Consider the following 17,734-nt stretch of genomic DNA (forward strand, 5'->3'; position numbering starts at 1 on the left):
TGTCGGGGGCAAGGTTAGCCCGTCGGCGCCGCTATCCGGTCCCCGCCTTGTAGCCGACCCCGCGCACCGTGAGGATGATCTCGGGCCGCTCGGGGTCCGGCTCGATCTTCGCGCGCAGCCGCTGGACGTGCACGTTCACCAGCCGGGTGTCCGCGGCGTGCCGGTAGCCCCAGACCTGCTCGAGCAGCACCTCGCGGGTGAAGACCTGGCGCGGCTTGCGGGCGAGCGCGACCAGCAGGTCGAACTCGAGCGGCGTCAGCTTCACCTCCTCGCCGTCGCGGGCGACGGTGTGCGCGGGCACGTCGATGGTGATCTGGTTGCCGGGCGGCCCGATGGTGAGCAGCTCGGGCGCGGCGTCCTCGCCCCGGCGCAGCCGGGCGCGCATCCGCGCGACCAGCTCCTTCGGCTTGAAGGGCTTGACCACGTAGTCGTCGGCGCCGGACTCCAGCCCGAGCACCACGTCGACCGTGTCGCTCTTGGCCGTCAGCATGACGATCGGGATGCCCGACTCGGTCCGGATGGCCCGGGCCACGTCGATGCCGCTCATGCCGGGCAGCATCAGGTCCAGCAGGACGATGTCGGGCCGGCTCTCCCGGAACGCGGCGAGGGCGCGCTCGCCATCGGCGACGAAGGACGGCAGGAAACCTTCGCTGCGCAGGACGATGCCGAGCATCTCGGCCAGCGCTGGGTCGTCATCGACGACGAGTACCCGGGCTCTCATGCGATCCAATATTGCACTGTCCCCTTTCGGCCCGTGTGACCGCCCGGCGATCATCTGGCGGCGCCGTTGCTGATCATGGACCGGCGGGCGGTAAAAAGCCAGGCTAGGAGAAGAGCGCACGGCCCCAGAAGTCGTCCGGACCGGTTACCCCCGGCGGGCAGGCGAACAGGCCGATGGAGACCGGCTTGAGGTACTCGTTCATGTCGTCCTGGCGCGCCATACTGCGCTGGACCGGCACGAACTGCTTGCGGGGGTCGCGCTGGTACGCCATGAAGAAAAGTCCCGCGTTCAGCCTTCCGAGACCGTCGGAGCCGTCGACGTAGTTGTAGCCTCGGCGCAGCAGCCGGGCGCCGCCGTTGGTCGTGGGGTGCACCAGCCGGACGTGTGAGGTGAGCGCGATCAGCGGCTCGCCGTCGGCGCCCTTGGCGTTCAGGTCCGGCTCCTCGAACTCGCCGGACCTCCCGAGCGGCGCGCCCGAGCCCTTGCTCCGGCCGACGATCATCTCCTGCTCGGCCAGTGACGTGCGGTCCCACGTCTCCACGAGCATCCGGATCTTGCGGGTCACGAGGTACGCCCCGCCCGTCATCCAGTCCGGCCCGTCGCCCTGGCGCACCCAGAGGTGGTCGCGCAGCAGGTCCGTCTCCTCGAGCTTGAGGTTGGCGGTGCCGTCCTTGAAGCCGAACAGGTTGCGCGGCGTCGCCTGCGTGTTCGACGTCGACGAGGTACGCCCGAAGCCCAGCTGCGACCAGCGCACGCTGACCACGCCCATGCCGATCCGGGCCAGGTTGCGGATCGCGTGCACCGCGACCTGCGGGTCGTTGGCGCAGGCCTGCAGGCAGATGTCGCCGCCCGAGATGGCGTCGTCGAGCACGTCGCCCGCGAAGTGCGGCAGGTCGGCGAGCGCCTCCGGGCGCCGGGCGGCGAGGCCGAAGCGGTCCTTGCCGGTCGCGTCGCGGAACAGCGTCGGGCCGAAGCCGACCGTGACGGTCAGCCCCGACGGCGGCAGCCCCAGCGCCTCGCCGGTGTCGTCCGGCGGCGCCTCCGGCACGCCGCCGACCGCGCCGACCTCGCCGGCGTCGCGCCCGGCGGTCATCCGCGCGGCCGCGGCGGTCCAGTCCTTCAGCATGCCGATCAGCCGGTCGCGGTCCTTGGTGATGACGTCGAACGCCACGAAGTGCAGCCGGTCCTGAGCGGGCGTGGCGATGCCCGCCTGGTGCTCGCCGGCGAACGCGACGGCGCCCTCGGCCGGATCCGGCGTGTCGTCGGTGGACGCGCCGTTGACGAGGGCACCGCCGGCGGCGGCCGCGCCGGCGACCCCGGCCACGCCGGCGCCGGCGAGCGCGATGGCCCGCCGGCGCGACATCGTACTGTCGGACATGTGTACTTCCCTACTGCTTCGAGATGACCGCGGCGATTTTGCTGACCGGCTCGGCGAGCGCGTTGATCGCGTCCGAGAGGCCCTTCAGGTCGGCCTCGGTCAGGGTGTTGTGCAGCTTCCAGCCGTCACCGTCGCGGTACTTGGCCAGCGCGGTGTCGACGTTCGCGAACTCGGCGTCGAGGGTCTTGACCAGCTCGGGGTCGCGCTCCTCGAGCACCGGGCGCAGCGCGGCGATCGCGGCCTTGGAGCCCTCGAGGTTGGCGTTGAAGTCCCACAGGTCGGTGTGCGAGTAGCGGTCCTCCTCGCCGGTGATCTTGCCGGTGGCGACCTCGTCGAGCAGTTCCTTGGCGCCGTTGGCGAGCTGCAGCGGGGAGAGCTTCTCGGCGTTGGCCAGCGCCACGATCTCCTTGACGTCGGTCAGCAGCTTGTCGGCGATCGGGCCGTCCTTGGACACGTCCGGCTTCGCGGCCCAGAGGTCCTTCTCGAGGCGGTGGAAGCCGGTGAACTCCATGCCCTCCTCGATGACCTCCTCGCGGCCGTCGATCTTGGGGTCGAGGTCGCCGAAGATCTCCGCGACGGGCTCGATGCGCTCCCAGTAGGTCCGGGCGATCGGGAACAGCGCCCTGGCCTTCTGGACGTCGCCGGCCTTGACCGCGGCCACGAACTCCTCGGTCTTGGGCAGCAGCGCGGCGGTCTGGCTCTTCACGTACCGCGAGTAGCTGGCCGTGGCGTCGGCGAGCTTGGCGTCGTCGGTCAGCGGCGCGGCCGAGCCGGAGACGGTCAGCGCGGCCCGGATGCCCTTACCGATCATGCCGGGCTTGCAGGCGGTCTCGTACGAGCCGGCCGGCAGCTCGACGTGCAGCTCCCGGGAGAGGCCCGGCGCGATGTTCTCGACCTCACCCATCACCCGGTCGCCCGGCGCGTAGACGTAGAACTCGGTGACCTTGCTGCCGCCGTTGGTGATCGAGAAGACGCTGGTGCCGGCGTCGATCGTGTTCCTGGCGACCTCGCAGGCCGTGTCGGAGGCCTTGACCGTGATCGGCCCGCCCGTGGCGCCGGCGGAGCTCTCGTCGGCGCCGTCGCCGTCGCACCTGGCCAGGGCGCCGCCGAGGACGCCGATCGTGGCGAGGGCGAGGATTCTGGTGGTACGCATGGGCAGGCTTCTCCTACTGCTGCGGCGCGGGCGCCGGGGTGGTCTTTTCGGGGGTGACGGCGGCCAGCCGGCGGGCCGGCCAGAGGAAGATGACGAGCACCGGGATGCCGTACGCCAGCCAGGCGACGGTCTCGAGCACGGAGGCGGTCGGGGTGACGTTGAACATCCCGGTCAGCAGCGCGGTGTACCAGGCCGACGGGTCGAGCACGCCGCTGATGTCGTACGCCAGGTTGTTGAGCCCCGGCAGGAAGCCGGCCTCCTGGAAGTCGTGCACGCCGTACTTCCCGATGCCGGCGGCGACCAGGATGAGCAGCGCACCGGTGAAGGTGAAGAAGACCGAGAGGTTGATCCGCACCGCGGTGGCGTACATCAGGTATCCGATGGCGACCGCGGACGCGATGCCGGCCAGCAGCGCGTAGAGCGGGCGGCTGTTGTCGGCGGCGCCCTGCACGGCGGAGTAGAAGATCAGCGAGGTCTCGAGGCCCTCGCGGACGACCGCGAGGAAGGCCATCACGGCGACCGCGACCGAGCCGACCGCCAGCGCCTCCTGGAGCTTGCCGCGCAGCTCACCCGCGATGCCGCGGGCCGCCCGGCGCATCCAGAAGATCATCCAGGTCACGAACGCCACGGCGAGGATCGAGGTGATCGCCTCGAAGAGCTCGCGGTGCTCGTACTTCTGCAGCAGCGTGGTCGAGGTGTAGCTGAGCAGCCAGCCGAAGAAGACGGAGAGCGCGACGGCGAGCGCGACGCCGGCCCAGACCTGTACGAGCCGGTCCTTGCGGTCGGACTTCACCAGGAAGGCGATCAGAATGCTCACCACCAGGGTGGCTTCCAACCCCTCACGCAGGCCGATGAGGTAGGTGGCGAGCATGGTACTCCGTTGCTAAGGCATCCCTAAGTAAGGCTTGGCACACCTTAGTCACCGCAGTGGCCATTCAGTCAAGCCCGGCCGATGTGACGGCCCCCTCCCGTCACACGGGCGGGGGCCGTTCGGCCACGGAGATCAGTAGCGGTAATGGTCTGGTTTGTACGGACCCTCGACCGCGACGCCGAGGTAGGACGCCTGTTCCTTGGTCAGCTCGGTGAGCCTGACGCCGAGCGCGCCGAGGTGCAGCCGGGCGACCTTCTCGTCCAGGTGCTTGGGCAGCACGTGGACGCCGACCGGGTACTCGTCGGTCTTGGTGAAGAGCTCGATCTGGGCGATCGTCTGGTTCGAGAAGCTGTTGCTCATCACGAACGACGGGTGCCCGGTCGCGTTGCCCAGGTTCAGCAGGCGGCCCTCGGAGAGCACGATCACGGCGTGGCCGTCGTCGAACTTCCACTCGTCGACCTGCGGCTTGATGGTGATCCGCTTGACGTCCGGGCGCTTCGCCAGGCCGGCCATGTCGATCTCGTTGTCGAAGTGGCCGATGTTCCCGACGATGGCCTGGTGCTTCATCCGGGCCATGTGCTCGTTGGTGATGACGTCGTAGCAGCCGGTCGCGGTGATGAAGATGTCCGCGGTCTCGACCACGTCGTCCATCGTGGCGACCTGGTAGCCGTCCATCGCGGCCTGCAGCGCGCAGATCGGGTCGACCTCGGTGATGATGACCCGGGCGCCCTGGCCACGCAGCGACTCGGCGCAGCCCTTGCCGACGTCGCCGTAGCCGAAGACCACGGCCACCTTGCCGCCGATGAGGACGTCGGTCGCGCGGTTGATGCCGTCGATCAGCGAGTGCCGGCAGCCGTACTTGTTGTCGAACTTGCTCTTGGTGACCGAGTCGTTGACGTTGATCGCCGGGAAGAGCAGCGTGCCCTCCTGCTGCATCTCGTAGAGGCGGTGCACACCGGTGGTGGTCTCCTCGGTGACGCCCTTGATGCCGGCGGCCACCCGGGTCCAGCGGCGGTCGTCCTCGGCGAGGCTGCGGTGCAGCACGCCGAGGATCACCGCGTACTCCTCGGAGTCGGCGGTGTCCACGGCCGGGACGGCGCCGATCTTCTCGAACTCGGCACCCTTGTGGACGAGCAGGGTGGCGTCGCCGCCGTCGTCCAGAATCATGTTGGGGCCCTCGCCGTCGGGCCAGAGCAGCACCTGCTCGGTGCACCACCAGTACTCCTCGAGCGTCTCGCCCTTCCAGGCGTAGACGGGCACGCCGGCGGGCGCGTCGGGGGTGCCGTCCCGGCCGACGACGATCGCGGCGGCGGCGTGGTCCTGAGTGGAGAAGATGTTGCAGGAGGCCCAGCGGACCTCCGCGCCGAGCGCGGTCAGCGTCTCGATCAGGACCGCGGTCTGAATGGTCATGTGCAGCGAACCGGTCACCCGCGCGCCACGCAGCGGCTGGCTCGGGCCGTACTCCTTGCGCAGCGACATCAGGCCGGGCATCTCGTGCTCGGCCAGCTCGATCTCCTTGCGGCCGAACCCGGCGAGCGAGAGGTCGGCGACCCTGAAGTCGCCCTCGGCAACCGTCCTCGGCCGCTCCGGGCCGGCTCCTGCGGGGAGTGTGCTGGTCATCCATGCTCCTGAGATACGGGGGTCAAAACAGCCGTTAACGATACGCGCCGCGAGCGTCCACCTCGGAGAAACGCAGGCCGTCGGACGGCGGCGGCTTGTCGGACATCGGACCGCCACCTTTGGTACGGGCACGCGGCCGACAGCCGCGAAACCGGGGCCGACCGGCACACCGGGCCGGTGGGCGTGGCGTCGCGCCACGGGGGACCGGCCGCCGGCGAAGATCGTCCAGACAGCGAACGGGGCGGCGGGTCAAAGACCCGTCGCCCCGTTCATCCCCCCGGTTTGGTACCGCGCGCGTCCGTGGGACCCCCCGATCACCAATGACGCTGCGTGTTTATAGATTCACACTCCGCACATGGCGCTGTCAAGCAAATCCGGAAATTTCCTGTTTTGTACCCTTCGGGGTCGCCAGGGTGCGGGTTACGGCCTAGAAACGACGCCCGTCGCCGCGGGCCGGATCAGCAGCCCGGAGCGGCCACCGAGGCCACGAAGACCTCGCCGACCCCGGCCACCGTGGCTGGCCCGGTCTCCGCCGGGACGTAGGCCGCGGTACCCGGCGTGACCTCCACCGGCGTCCCGTCGACCGCCTCCGCCACATACACGTCGCCGCTGGCGCCCAGGACGATGCGGGGACCCGCGCCGGGCAGCCGCAGCGGCGGCGTGGTCGACGTCAGGGCCATCCGGTACAGGGCGAACTCGCGCACCGGAACCGTCCAGGTCTGCACGCCCGGAGCCACCTCCGTCGCCGGCAGGATCGGGTCGGCGAGAACCTCGAAGCGCAGCACCCGCAGCAACTCCTCCACGTCGACGCGCTTCGGGGTCAGGCCCCCGCGCAGGACGTTGTCGCTGGCCGCCATGATCTCGACGCCCGTACCGCCCAGGTACGCGTGCAGGTTCCCCGCCGGCATCCAGATCGCCTCGCCGGGCGCCAGGCGAACGTGGTTGAGCAGAAGCGCCACCAGCACGCCCGGGTCGCCGGGGTAGTGGCCGGCCAGATCGATCGCCAGCTCGTAGCCCCGCTCGAACGAGGTGGCGACCCGGGCCGCCGTGACCACGTCGTCGATCAGCGCCGGGCGGTCGCCCGCCGGCCACGTCAGCAGCTCACGGACCGCGTCACGCAGGCCGGCCGGGCCCGCCCGCAGCGCCGCGACCACCGGCGCCAGGCGCGGGATGTTCAGGCCCTCGATCACCGCCGCCGAGACGTCCGGTGCGCGGAAACCGCAGAGCGCGTCGAACGGCGTCAGCGCCACCAGCATCTCCGGCTTGTGGTGCGCGTCCGTGTAGTTACGCGGCGCGCCCGGATCCGCCTCCTGGGCCGCGTACGCCCGCTTCGCGTACTCCGCGTCCGGGTGGGCCTGCAGCGACAGCGGCGCCGCCGCGGCCAGGACCTTCATCAGGTACGGCAGGCGCGCGCCGAACTCGTCCACGACCTCCGCGCCGAGCTGGCCCTTCGGGTCGTCCTCGATCAGCGTGGCCAGGCTGACCGGGCCGACCGGGCCGGTGACCGTCGACGGGTCGCCCGGGTGGGCGCCCAGCCACAGCTCGGCCTCGGGGGTCTCGCTCGGCGACGGCCGGCCCTGGAGTTCGGCGATCGACGTGCGCGAGCCCCAGGCGTACGGCCGGATGACGCCCCGCAGGGGGAAGACAGCAGCCACAACGGCCCCGTTCCTGAGCAGTTACGCCGTCGCGGGTTCCGCGGCGGTCTCCGACGACGAGGCCGCCGCACCGGGTTGGTAGATGTCCGGCTCCAGGTAGATCACCTGGGCGACCTCCAGGGCCGCCCGGATCCGGGCCTCGCACTCGTTGATGTGCTGGGCCACCTCGGCCGCGCTCTCCGTCGGCGGCACCGCGATCTTCGCGGCCACCAGCAGCTCGTCGGGGCCCAGGTAGAGCGTCTTCATGTGGATGATGCGCTCGATGCCGGCGCCGGCCAGCACCGCCTGCTCGATCTTCGTGACGTCCTCGGGGTTCGCGCCCTCGCCCAGCAGCAGGCTCTTGGTCTCGATCGCGAGCACGATCGCGATGGTCACCAGCAGGAAGCCGATGGCCGCGGTCCCGATGGCGTCCCAGAGGCCGTCGCCGGTGATCAGGGTCAGCACGACACCGAAGAGGGCGAAGACCAGGCCGAGCAGCGCGCCGGCGTCCTCGAGCAGCACGACGGGCAGCTCGGGGGCCTTTGCCCGGCGGACGAAGGAGACCCACGTGGCCTTGCCGCGGACCAGGTTCGACTCGTGGATCGCCGTCCGGAACGAGAAGGTCTCCAGGCCGATGGCGATGACCAGCACCGTCACCGGCACCCACTGAAACGAGTCGATGCCCCCGCGGTGGTCGAGCTTGTGCCACGCCTCGTAGAGCGCGAAGAGGCCACCGACGCTGAACAGCACGATCGAGACGATGAACGCGTAGACGTAGCGCTCACGGCCGTACCCGAAGGGGTGCTGCGGGGTGGCCTCGCGGGTCGACCGCTTGCCGCCGAGCAGCAGCAGCGCCTGGTTGCCGGAGTCGGCGACCGAGTGGATGGCCTCGGCCAGCATCGAGGAGGAGCCGGTCAGCGCCCACGCGATGAACTTGGTGACCGCGATGCCCAGGTTGGCGCCCAGCGCCGCGACGATCGCCTTGGTGCCACCGCCTGCGCTCACTGAAGCCCCTCTGGCATCGGGTTGCTCAGTTCCTTCATCTCGTTTATCGCCGGGACCGCCATCGGGTCAAGGCCGTGTGCGAGTGCCAGGTAGATCGAGGCGAAGTCGGGTACCGCCACGAGCGACGCCAGCCGCTCCAGCGCGGAGCCACCCTCGGCGGTGACCACGTCGCAGCGCACGCCCCGGCGTTCCGCGAGGGTCTGCACCGCGTCCGCGCGGCGCTCCTCGACGGCCACCGGCTCGTCGGCCTCCTCCTCCGGGTTGAGGCCGCCGTCGCGCAGCACCACCAGCCGCAGCCGGGTGGCCACCTCGGCGTCGGCGTCCGGGTCGGCGAAGATGTCGTGCGCCGTCTCGGCCAGGCCGCCGAACGGACCGTCGAGCAGGCCGACGCGGCCGCGGCCGGCCTCGCCAAGCGCGCCGGCCATCACCGGGTAGCGGGCGTTCGCGGCAAGCGTGTCGGCGAAGCGGCGGGCGGCGACCGTCGCGAGCGGGGACGAGCCCCAGACGATCGGGATCGAGCCGGCCAGGCCGAGGGCCAGGGCCTTCGCCGGGTTCACGAAGGACTCGGCGCCCGCGCGGCAGCGCTCGGCGTCCGCGTCGAGGCGCGCCGCGGTCTCCGCGAGGTCGGCCTCGTTGACCTTGACCAGGCCCAGGCTGCGGGCCGCCAGCAGGACCGGCACGGCCAGGCCCCAGAGGCTGGCCCGGGCCGGGGCGCGGCGCGGCACCGGGATGAACGGCGCCCGGGCCCGCTCGGCCATCGCCTGCAGCTCGGAGTCGGGATTGCCGATCGCCACGAGCCGCGCGCCGCGGCGGGCGGCGGCGTCCGCGGCGGCCAGCGCCTCGGGGCTGCGACCGCTGGCGGAGACGGCGATGACCACGTCGGCCGCGCCGACCCAGCCGGGCACGCCCGCGCTGCGGTGCCCGATGACCGGCACCGGACAGCGCGGACCCGCGACGGTGGCGAGGATGCTGCCGGTCAGTCCGGCGGTGCCGATGCCGGCGACGACGACCGCGCGCGGGCGGCCCTCGTCGGCCAGCACGCTCAGGTTGGCCTCGGCGGCCAGCGCCGCCGACTCGCGGACCTGTGCGCCCGCGGACGCCGTGGCCCGCAGCATGCCGCCCGGGTCGTTCTCGGCCATCGACTTCTCGTCCTCGAGCAGCGCCTCGTCGGCCACCCTGCGGCCGGTGAGACCGGCCGCTCCCTCGAATGCGCCCGCCATCAAGAGGCCTTTCCGGGTGTGGTCGCCTCGTCCAGCAGCAGCACCGGGATGTCGTCACGCACCTCGAAGACGCGGCCGCACTGCGTGCACGTCAGGGTCTGCGCCCCGGCGTCGTAGTCGAGTGGCGCGTGGTGTGTGTCCGGGCAGGCCAGAATCTCCAGCAACTGCGGGTCGAGGGCCACCGAACGGCTCCTTAAAGCGTACGCGGGCAGTGTCGTGGATCCAGATGATCCTAGCCGCGAACGATGGAGAGCACCTCGTCACGGAGGGCCGCCATGCGGTCCGGCTTGCCCGCCTCGACGTTCAGGCGCAGCAGGGGCTCGGTGTTCGACGCGCGCAGGTTGAACCAGGAACCGTCGGCGAGGTGCGCGGTCATGCCGTCCAGGTCGTCGAATGTGGCGTCCGGGAACGCGGCCCGCACCTCGGCCACCTTCGCGGCCGCGTCGGCGACCGTGGAGTTGATCTCACCCGACGCGCAGTAGCGCTCGAACTCGGCCGCGAACGCCGACAGCGGCCGCTCCTGCCCGCCGAGCGCCGCCAGCACGTGCAGCGCGGCGAGCATGCCGGTGTCGGCGAACCAGAAGTCGCGGAAGTAGTAGTGCGCCGAGTGCTCGCCGCCGAAGACCGCGTTCGTCCGGGCCATCTCGGCCTTGATGAAGGAGTGGCCGACCCGGCTGCGCACGGGCACGCCGCCGTTCTCCTTGATGATCTCGGGCACGGCGGCGGAGGTGATCAGGTTGTGGATGATCGTGCTGCCGGGGAACTTGGCCAGCTCCCGCTTGGCCACCAGCGCGGTGACCGCCGACGGCGAGACCGGGTCACCGTTCTCGTCCACGACGAAGCAGCGGTCGGCGTCGCCGTCGAACGCGAGGCCCAGGTCGGCACCGTGCTCGCGGACCGCGGCCTGCAGGTCGACCAGGTTGGCCGGGTCGAGCGGGTTGGCCTCGTGGTTCGGGAACGAGCCGTCGAGCTCGAAGTAGAGCGGCACGATCTCCAGCGGCAGCGCCGGCAGCACCTGGTCGCCGAGCACGGCCGGCACGGTGAAGCCGCCCATGCCGTTGCCGGCGTCGACGACGACCTTGAGCGGGCGGATGCCCGAGAGGTCGACAAGCGAGCGCAGGTGCCCGGCGTAGTCGGCCAGCAGGTCGCGGCGCTCGATGGCCGTCGGCACCTCGCCGACCGCGTCGAGGTCGTTCAGCAGCTCCTCGGCGCGCTGGCGGACGATGACCAGGCCGCTGTCCTGGCCGACCGGCCGGGCGCCCGCGCGGCACAGCTTGATGCCGTTGTACTGCGCCGGGTTGTGACTGGCGGTGAACATCGCGCCGGGCAGCCCCAGCACGCCCGAGGCGTAGTAGAGCTGGTCGGTGGAGCCGAGGCCGATGTGCACGACGACCGAGCCGGCCGAGTTGGCGCCCGCGGCGAACGCGGCGGCCAGCGCGGGGCCGGTCTCGCGCATGTCGTGGGCGATCACCATCCGTTCCGCCTCGTCGCCGGACTCCCGAAGCATCTCCACGAACGCCGTGCCCAGCGCGCGGGCCACCGTCTCGTTGAGCTGGTCCGGCACGACGCCACGGACGTCGTACGCCTTGACCAGCTGGGACAGATCAGTCAACGCTCACTCCTCGGCACGGCAATTCAGACTCGCCGAGAGTAACGGAGCAGTGGTAACCAAAAGGTCCCAACGACGTGGCGTCACCGTCTCGGGACTGTTACATCCCGTGCCCGCCGACCAGCCCGTCCCGGCAGGCCCGATCCGCCGCCCGGGTCGTCTCCGGCAGCCGGAACCGCGGCGTCAGCCCGAGCGTCAGCTCACACGCGGTGTCGAGGTCCATCCGGTGCCCCACCGAGACGAAGCGAACAGGCCCGGCACGTACGGGAACGCCGGCCGGCCGCGGACCACCGCGCTGTCGCGGACCGCGTGGGTCCGCGCGTCGAGCACGACGATCGCGGCGGCGAGCCGCTCGCCGTCGGGGTGGTAGGCCACGTCAAGCCCCGCGACGGTCGCCGGATCGGCCGGGCCGGGCCCGCCGATCACCTGTGGACGCAGGGCGTCCTGCACGGCCAGGGCCTCTTCTTCCGTACGCGGGGAACCGGTCACGGGCGCAGACGCTAGCGCAGCGGCGGACCGGCCGCGGTGCGGTTATCCGCCACGCGGCCGGTCCGGGCTCACGACGCGAGCGCGGCCAGCTCCTCGGGTGTGAGCACGCGGCTGCGGATCAGGAAGCGCACCCCCTCGGGCGCCTCCAGGCTGAAGCCGCCGCCCCGGCCCGGCACCACGTCCACCGTGAGGTGGGTGTGCTTCCAGGCCTCGAACTGCGAGGTGCTCATCCAGAAGGAGATCGGCTCGTCCACGCCGTCGATACGCAGCTCCTCGAGCAGCACGTCGCTCGCCCCGGTGCGGAACTCCCCCTCGAGGTAGCACATCGGGGAGCTGCCGTCGCAGCAGCCGCCGGACTGGTGGAACATCAGCGGGCCGTGTCTGCCCCGCAGCGACCGCATCAGGTCGGCCGCGGCGGGGGTCACGTCTACTCGGGCGCCCATGGCCTAGAAGAAGCCCATGGCCTTGGGCGCGTAGCTGACCAGCAGGTTCTTCGTCTGCTGGTAGTGGTCCAGCATCATCTTGTGGTTCTCCCGGCCGATGCCGGACTGCTTGTAACCGCCGAACGCGGCGTGTGCCGGGTACAGGTGGTAGCAGTTCGTCCAGACCCGGCCGGCCTTGATCGCCCGGCCCGCCCGGTACGCCGTGTTCATGTCGCGCGTCCACAGGCCGGCGCCGAGGCCGTACAGGGTGTCGTTGGCGGTCTTGATCGCGTCGTCGTAGTCGGAGAAGGGCGTCACCGAGACCACCGGGCCGAAGATCTCCTCCTGGAAGATCCGCATCGAGTTGGATCCCTCGAAGACGGTCGGCTGCACGTAGTAGCCGCCGGACAGGTCGCCGCCGAGGTCGGCCCGGGATCCACCGATGAGGACCTTGGCGCCCTCCTGCCGGCCGATGTCGAAGTACGACAGGATCTTCTCGAGCTGGTCGTTGGAGGCCTGCGCACCGACCTGGGTGTCGGTGTCCAGCGGGTTGCCCTGCTTCATGTTCTCCACGCGCTTGACGCCCGCGGCCAGGAAGTCGGAGTAGTGGCCCCGCTGGATCAGCGCCCGGGACGGGCAGGTGCAGACCTCGCCCTGGTTGAGGGCGAACATCGCGAAGCCCTCGAGCGCCTTGTCCATGAAGTCGTCGTCGGCGGCGCTGACGTCGTCGAAGAAGATGTTCGGGCTCTTGCCGCCGAGCTCCAGCGTCACCGGGATGATGTTCTCGGAGGCGTACTGCATGATCAGCCGGCCGGTGGTGGTCTCGCCGGTGAACGCCACCTTGGCCACCCGCTTCGACGACGCGAGCGGCTTGCCGGCCTCGACGCCGAAGCCGTTCACGATGTTGAGGACGCCCGGCGGCAGGAGATCGGCGACCAGCGACAGCCAGTAGTGGATCGACGCCGGGGTCTGCTCGGCCGGCTTGAGCACGACGGCGTTGCCGGCGGCGAGCGCGGGCGCGAGCTTCCAGACCGCCATCAGGATCGGGAAGTTCCACGGGATGATCTGGGCGACGACGCCGAGCGGCTCGTGGAAGTGGTACGCGATGGTGTCGTCGTCGATCTCGCCGAGGGTGCCCTCCTGCGCACGCAGCGCGCCGGCGAAGTATCGGAAGTGATCGATCGCCAGCGGGAGGTCGGCGGCCATCGTCTCGCGGACCGGCTTGCCGTTCTCCCAGGTCTCGGCCACGGCGAGCTTCTCGAGGTTCGCCTCCATCCGGTCGGCGATCCGGTTGAGGATGTTGGCGCGCTCGGCCACCGAGGTGCGGCCCCAGGCGCCGGCGGCGGCGTGCGCCGCGTCCAGGGCGCGCTCGACGTCGGCGGCGGTGCCGCGGGCGATCTCGCAGAAGTTCCGGCCGTTGACCGGCGAGGGGTTCTCGAAGTACCCGCCCTCGGCGGGTGGCACGTACTCGCCGCCGATCCAGTGGTCGTACCGGGATTCGTAGCTGACGATCGCGCCGTCTGATCCGGGCGGGGAGTAGATGGTCATGGGGGGTCCTCCATACCTGGGTCGCCGCCCGACGTTGGGCGACGCGGATATGGGCGACGGTAGATACGCGGACGTTGCACAGACGTTGCAGGAGGCTACCGGCGGCGCTGCCGCGGCAGGCCGGGCAGCAGTCCCCGAGCCGGGGACAGTCCGTACTCGGCGGCCAGGTCGGCGACCCTCTTCATCGCCGGCGGGCGCGCCGGCGAGCCGGGCGGAAGCGCGGCCGCGTACGCCTCCCACATCTCCAGGTCGTCGGCGCCCCAGGGCGCGCCGAGGAAGGTCAGGATCAGCCGCGGGTCGCCGCCGGCCAGCACCGCGGCCCGCAGCCGGGAATCGATCAGCCGGCGCAGCCGGACGATGCCCGGCGCGTCCGAGGAGGGCAGCAGCGGACCCGCGTACGCGGCGAGCGCCTCGGCGACCCGGCCGCGCTCGAGCAGCCGCGTCACGGTCAGGAAGTCCGCCTCGATGTCGGCGCGCAGCCGGTAGGGCCGCGAGTCCAGCAGGTCGGGCCCGAGGATCCGGCGCAGCCGGGAGAGCTCCGCGCGGACGGTCACCGGATTGAGGTCGTCGGCGTACAGGTCGAAGCCGAGCTGGTCGCCGGTCCGGCCCTCGGGGTGCACCAGAAGCAGGACCAGGAGCTCCGAGTGGCGGCGCCCGAGCCGGATCCGTCTCCCGCCGACGGACAGCACGGCGTCCTCGCGCCCGGACACCGACACCGTGGCGGTGTCCGCCGCCGGCTGGTGCAGGTGTGCGCTCAGGTAGGCCTCGGCCGCGAGCGCGGTGGCCCGGACCAGCGCGAGGCTGTGCGGGTTGGCCAGGTGGTCGCCGCCGGTGACGTCGATGGCGCCGAGCAGCCGGCCGGTCGCGGGATCGTGGATCGGCGCGGCCGCGCAGGTCCAGCGCTGCACGCCGCGGGTGAAGTGCTCGGTGGCGAAGATCTGCAACGGGTGGTCGACGGCCAGCGCCGTGCCGGGTGCGTTGGTGCCGGCGTGCGCCTCGTCCCAGCGGGCGCCCGGCACGAAGTTCATCGACTCGGCGCCGCGCAGGACCGAGGCGGTGCCCTCGACCCAGAGCAGCCGGCCGTGCGCGTCGCAGACCGCCATCAGGTGCCCGCCGTCGTCGGCGAGCCCGCCGAGCAGGTCCCGGAAGATCGGCAGCACCCGGGCCAGCGGATGCGCCGCGCGGTACGCCTCGAGCTCGCCGTCGCTGAGCTCGATGGGTGCGGTGCCGTCCGGGCTGACCAGCGCGCCCGCGGAGCGCCGCCAGGAGTCGGCCACCACGGGCCGCACCTGCGTCACGGTCTGCTCACCCGTCACGAAACGTTCGTGGGCCCGGCCCACCTGGCTGATGTGTTCGGTGGGGTCGGCGCCGAGGGCGAGTGCGAGCCACGGGTTCGACATGCGCACCTCCAGTCCCGTCCATCGTGTCCCGCATCACGCCCGGCGACAACCGTCCGTTCGCCGGTGGCGCCGGACCACATCGGCCCGCCGGCGGCATAGGCTGCGGTGGTGGAGGACACGACAGCGTTCTATGTCGCCGGCGTCGCGGCGCGCGGCGACGAAGAGGTGACGGTCACGCACCCGTACGACGGCCGCGTGGTCGGGCGTACCACGTGGGCCGGCGAGGAGCAGGTCGAGGCCGCCGTCGCCGCGGCGGCCGAGGTCGCGGACCGGGCCGCGGCCCTGCCCGCGCACGTCCGCGCGGCGGCACTCGACCACGTGTCGGCCCGCCTCGCCGAGCGCCGCGAGGAGATCGCCGCGCTGATCACCGCCGAGAACGGCAAGCCGCTGAAGTGGGCGCGGATCGAGGCCGACCGGGCCCGGTCGGTGTTCCGCTGGGCGGCCGAGGAGGCCCGCCGGTTCGCCGGCGCCCTGCAGCGGCTCGACACCGACCCGGGCGGCACCGGGCGGATCGCGGTCATCAAGCGCGTGCCGCGCGGCCCGGTGCTGGGCATCTCGCCGTTCAACTTCCCGCTGAACCTGGTCGCGCACAAGATCGCCCCGGCGATCGCGGTCGGCGCGCCGATCGTGCTCAAGCCCGCGCCCGCGACCCCGCTGACCGCCCTGCTGCTCGGCGAGCTCCTGGCCGAGACCGACCTGCCGGCCGGCATGTTCTCGGTACTGCCGGTCCCGAACGATCGGGCGGCGGCCCTGGTCGCGGACCCGCGGCTGCCGATCGTGTCGTTCACCGGATCCGGGCCGGTCGGCGCGCAGATCCGCCGGGCGGCGCCGGAGAAGCACGTGACGCTCGAACTCGGCGGCAACGCGGCGGTGCTGCTCTGCGCGGACTACGGCGGCGACGCCGACCTGGACTGGGCGGCGCAGCGGGTGGCGAGCTTCGGCACGTACCAGGCCGGGCAGAGTTGCATCGCGGTCCAACGGGTCTACGTGCACGCCGGGCTGACCGGCTTCCTGCCCCGCCTGATCGACGCGGTCTCGGCGCTGCACACCGGCGACCCGACCGACCCCGAGGTCGAGGTCGGCCCGATGATCAGCGAGGACGCGGCCCGGCGGGTCGAGGATTGGGTGCAGGAGGCCGTGGCGGCCGGCGCCACCGTGGTCGTCGGCGGCAAGCGCGAGGGCGCGACCTACCCGCCGACGGTCCTCACGGACGTGCCGACCGGCTCCAAGGTGGTCGCCGAGGAGGTCTTCGGCCCGGTGCTCGTGGTCTCGGAGGTCGCCGACGACGCGGCGGGCTTCGCGGCGATCAACGATTCCGCGTACGGGCTGCAGGCCGGGGTCTTCACCCACAACATCCAGACGGCGTTCTCGGCGCACCGGGAGCTGAAGGTCGGCGGCGTGATCGTGGGCGACGTGCCGTCGTACCGGGCGGATCAGATGCCGTACGGCGGGGTGAAGGGCAGCGGCGTCGGCCGCGAGGGCCTGGCGAGCGCGATGGACGACTACACGGAGCCTCGCGTCATGGTGCTGACCAGCGTGGATCTATAGAAGCGAGACAGGCGCGGCGGTTCCCGACCGGGGGACCGCCGCTTTTCATCTCCCCGATCAGTGCCATGCCTACGGGTGATCGATCTTTCCGGGGGTCCGCGGGACCATATTTCTCCCGTCCTCGTTTGTGCCCCTCGGACGGAGTTCGTCTGATATGCGTACCCCCAAGGTGTTGATGATCGGGCTCGCGCTGGCCGCCCTGGCCGGTTGCGGCGGGGCCGTGGCCGACCAGAGCGCCCCGAGCTGGGTCGGCTCCGCGACGGCCACCTCACCCACGGCGTCCGCCTCGCCGACGGCTTCCGATTCGCCGGCCGCGTCCGCCTCGCCGACGGCGTCCGCCTCGACCACCGCCTCGACCACCGCCTCGCCCTCCGCCTCGCCCTCCGCCTCGCCCTCGGACTCCCCCGCCGCGACCCCCCGCCGGCACCAGCCCACCGTTGATCCCCGGCGGGCCGATGCGGCGCAGGACAAGCCGACCGGGAAGCCCAGGCCCGCGAGCGCCGTCCGCGGGCCGGCCGACAGCCTGATGCGCACCGGCGACGCCGGGGTCGCGCTGACCTTCGACGACGGCCCCGACCCCGTGCAGACGCCCCGGATGCTCGACCTGCTGCGCCGCCAGCAGGTCAAGGCGACCTTCTGCCTGGTGGGGCGGAACGCCGCGGCGCACCCCGACCTGGTCCGGCGGATCGCCGCCGAGGGACACACCCTCTGCAACCACACGTGGCGGCACAGCCTGACGCTCGGTAAGCGCAAGCCGGCCGCGATCGAGGCGGACCTGCGGCGCACCAACGACGCCATCCGCGCGGCCGTGCCCGGCGCGGAGATCAGGTACGTGCGGGCGCCCGGCGGGAACTTCACCGGCGCCTTCGTGGCGGCCGGCGCGAGCCTCGGCATGAAGTCGATCTACTGGCAGGTCGATCCGCGGGACTGGGAGCACTCGGGCGGCGAGTCGGGCGCGGCGCACCGGGCGAAGGTCGTCCGCGCGGTGAAGAAGCACGTGCACGAGGGCGCGATCGTGCTCTCACACGACTACGGGCAGCCGGAGACGATCGCCGCCTACGAGCAGCTGCTCCCCTGGCTCAAGGACCGCTACACCCTCGTCGCCCTGCCCTGAGG

General features: G+C 71.8%; 15 protein-coding genes and 1 pseudogene. 2 read left to right on the forward strand and 14 right to left on the reverse strand.

Annotated elements, in window-relative coordinates:
• Positions 1-31: 31 nt before the first annotated feature.
• From mtrA to AB0B58_RS33805, 14 genes and pseudogenes are all read right to left on the reverse strand, one after another.
• Positions 32-721, reverse strand: coding sequence for an MtrAB system response regulator MtrA (gene mtrA, locus AB0B58_RS33740; RefSeq protein ID WP_360232189.1), 690 nt, complete (start codon positions 719-721; stop codon positions 32-34).
• Between the two features lie 103 nt (positions 722-824).
• Positions 825-2,099, reverse strand: coding sequence for an iron uptake transporter deferrochelatase/peroxidase subunit (gene efeB / locus AB0B58_RS33745; RefSeq protein ID WP_360232192.1), 1,275 nt, complete (start codon positions 2,097-2,099; stop codon positions 825-827).
• A 10-nt stretch (positions 2,100-2,109) separates the two neighbouring features.
• Entirely contained in the window at positions 2,110-3,252 is a 1,143-nt protein-coding gene (efeO, locus tag AB0B58_RS33750) for an iron uptake system protein EfeO (protein ID WP_360232195.1), read from the reverse strand.
• A gap of 13 nt (positions 3,253-3,265) precedes the next feature.
• Positions 3,266-4,123, reverse strand: a complete 858-nt coding sequence (gene efeU / locus AB0B58_RS33755; RefSeq protein ID WP_360232198.1) for an iron uptake transporter permease EfeU — start codon at positions 4,121-4,123, stop codon at positions 3,266-3,268.
• A gap of 132 nt (positions 4,124-4,255) precedes the next feature.
• Positions 4,256-5,743, reverse strand: coding sequence for an adenosylhomocysteinase (gene ahcY, locus AB0B58_RS33760; RefSeq protein WP_360232201.1), 1,488 nt, complete (start codon positions 5,741-5,743; stop codon positions 4,256-4,258).
• A gap of 458 nt (positions 5,744-6,201) precedes the next feature.
• Complete coding sequence (gene manA, locus AB0B58_RS33765) at positions 6,202-7,398, reverse strand: mannose-6-phosphate isomerase, class I (protein ID WP_360232204.1); 1,197 nt, start codon at positions 7,396-7,398, stop codon at positions 6,202-6,204.
• 21 nt (positions 7,399-7,419) lie between these two features.
• Positions 7,420-8,382 (reverse strand): cation diffusion facilitator family transporter, encoded by a 963-nt coding sequence (locus AB0B58_RS33770; protein WP_360232207.1) that lies wholly within the window; start codon positions 8,380-8,382, stop codon positions 7,420-7,422.
• Positions 8,379-9,602, reverse strand: coding sequence for an SIS domain-containing protein (locus AB0B58_RS33775; RefSeq protein WP_360232210.1), 1,224 nt, complete (start codon positions 9,600-9,602; stop codon positions 8,379-8,381). Before AB0B58_RS33775 ends, AB0B58_RS33770 begins: the two co-directional genes overlap by 4 nt.
• Positions 9,602-9,784, reverse strand: a complete 183-nt coding sequence (locus AB0B58_RS33780) for a Trm112 family protein (protein ID WP_360232213.1) — start codon at positions 9,782-9,784, stop codon at positions 9,602-9,604. The genes AB0B58_RS33775 and AB0B58_RS33780 overlap by 1 nt, the downstream gene beginning before the upstream one ends.
• A gap of 50 nt (positions 9,785-9,834) precedes the next feature.
• Entirely contained in the window at positions 9,835-11,214 is a 1,380-nt protein-coding gene (locus AB0B58_RS33785) for a phosphomannomutase/phosphoglucomutase (RefSeq protein ID WP_360232216.1), read from the reverse strand.
• Between the two features lie 97 nt (positions 11,215-11,311).
• A pseudogene (locus AB0B58_RS33790) lies at positions 11,312-11,700 on the reverse strand (endonuclease V).
• Positions 11,701-11,768: 68 nt separating this feature from the next.
• The gene (locus AB0B58_RS33795) at positions 11,769-12,143 is read right to left on the reverse strand and encodes a DUF779 domain-containing protein (RefSeq protein ID WP_360232219.1); all 375 of its coding nucleotides are present in this window, start codon (positions 12,141-12,143) and stop codon (positions 11,769-11,771) included.
• 3 nt (positions 12,144-12,146) lie between these two features.
• Entirely contained in the window at positions 12,147-13,670 is a 1,524-nt protein-coding gene (adh, locus tag AB0B58_RS33800; protein ID WP_360232222.1) for an aldehyde dehydrogenase, read from the reverse strand.
• A gap of 95 nt (positions 13,671-13,765) precedes the next feature.
• Positions 13,766-15,070: a GAF domain-containing protein gene (locus AB0B58_RS33805; protein ID WP_360232225.1), complete on the reverse strand. Its 1,305-nt coding sequence runs from the start codon at positions 15,068-15,070 to the stop codon at positions 13,766-13,768.
• Between the two features lie 108 nt (positions 15,071-15,178).
• Between AB0B58_RS33805 and AB0B58_RS33810 the strand changes: the two genes are divergently transcribed.
• Together AB0B58_RS33810 and AB0B58_RS33815 are read left to right on the forward strand one after the other, a co-directional pair.
• Positions 15,179-16,618, forward strand: coding sequence for an aldehyde dehydrogenase family protein (locus tag AB0B58_RS33810; RefSeq protein ID WP_360232228.1), 1,440 nt, complete (start codon positions 15,179-15,181; stop codon positions 16,616-16,618).
• 154 nt (positions 16,619-16,772) lie between these two features.
• Positions 16,773-17,732 (forward strand): polysaccharide deacetylase family protein, encoded by a 960-nt coding sequence (locus AB0B58_RS33815; RefSeq protein WP_360232231.1) that lies wholly within the window; start codon positions 16,773-16,775, stop codon positions 17,730-17,732.
• Positions 17,733-17,734 lie beyond the last annotated feature (2 nt).

It is taken from the genome of Actinoplanes sp. NPDC049118, assembly GCF_040648555.1.
GTDB lineage: Bacteria > Actinomycetota > Actinomycetes > Mycobacteriales > Micromonosporaceae > Actinoplanes.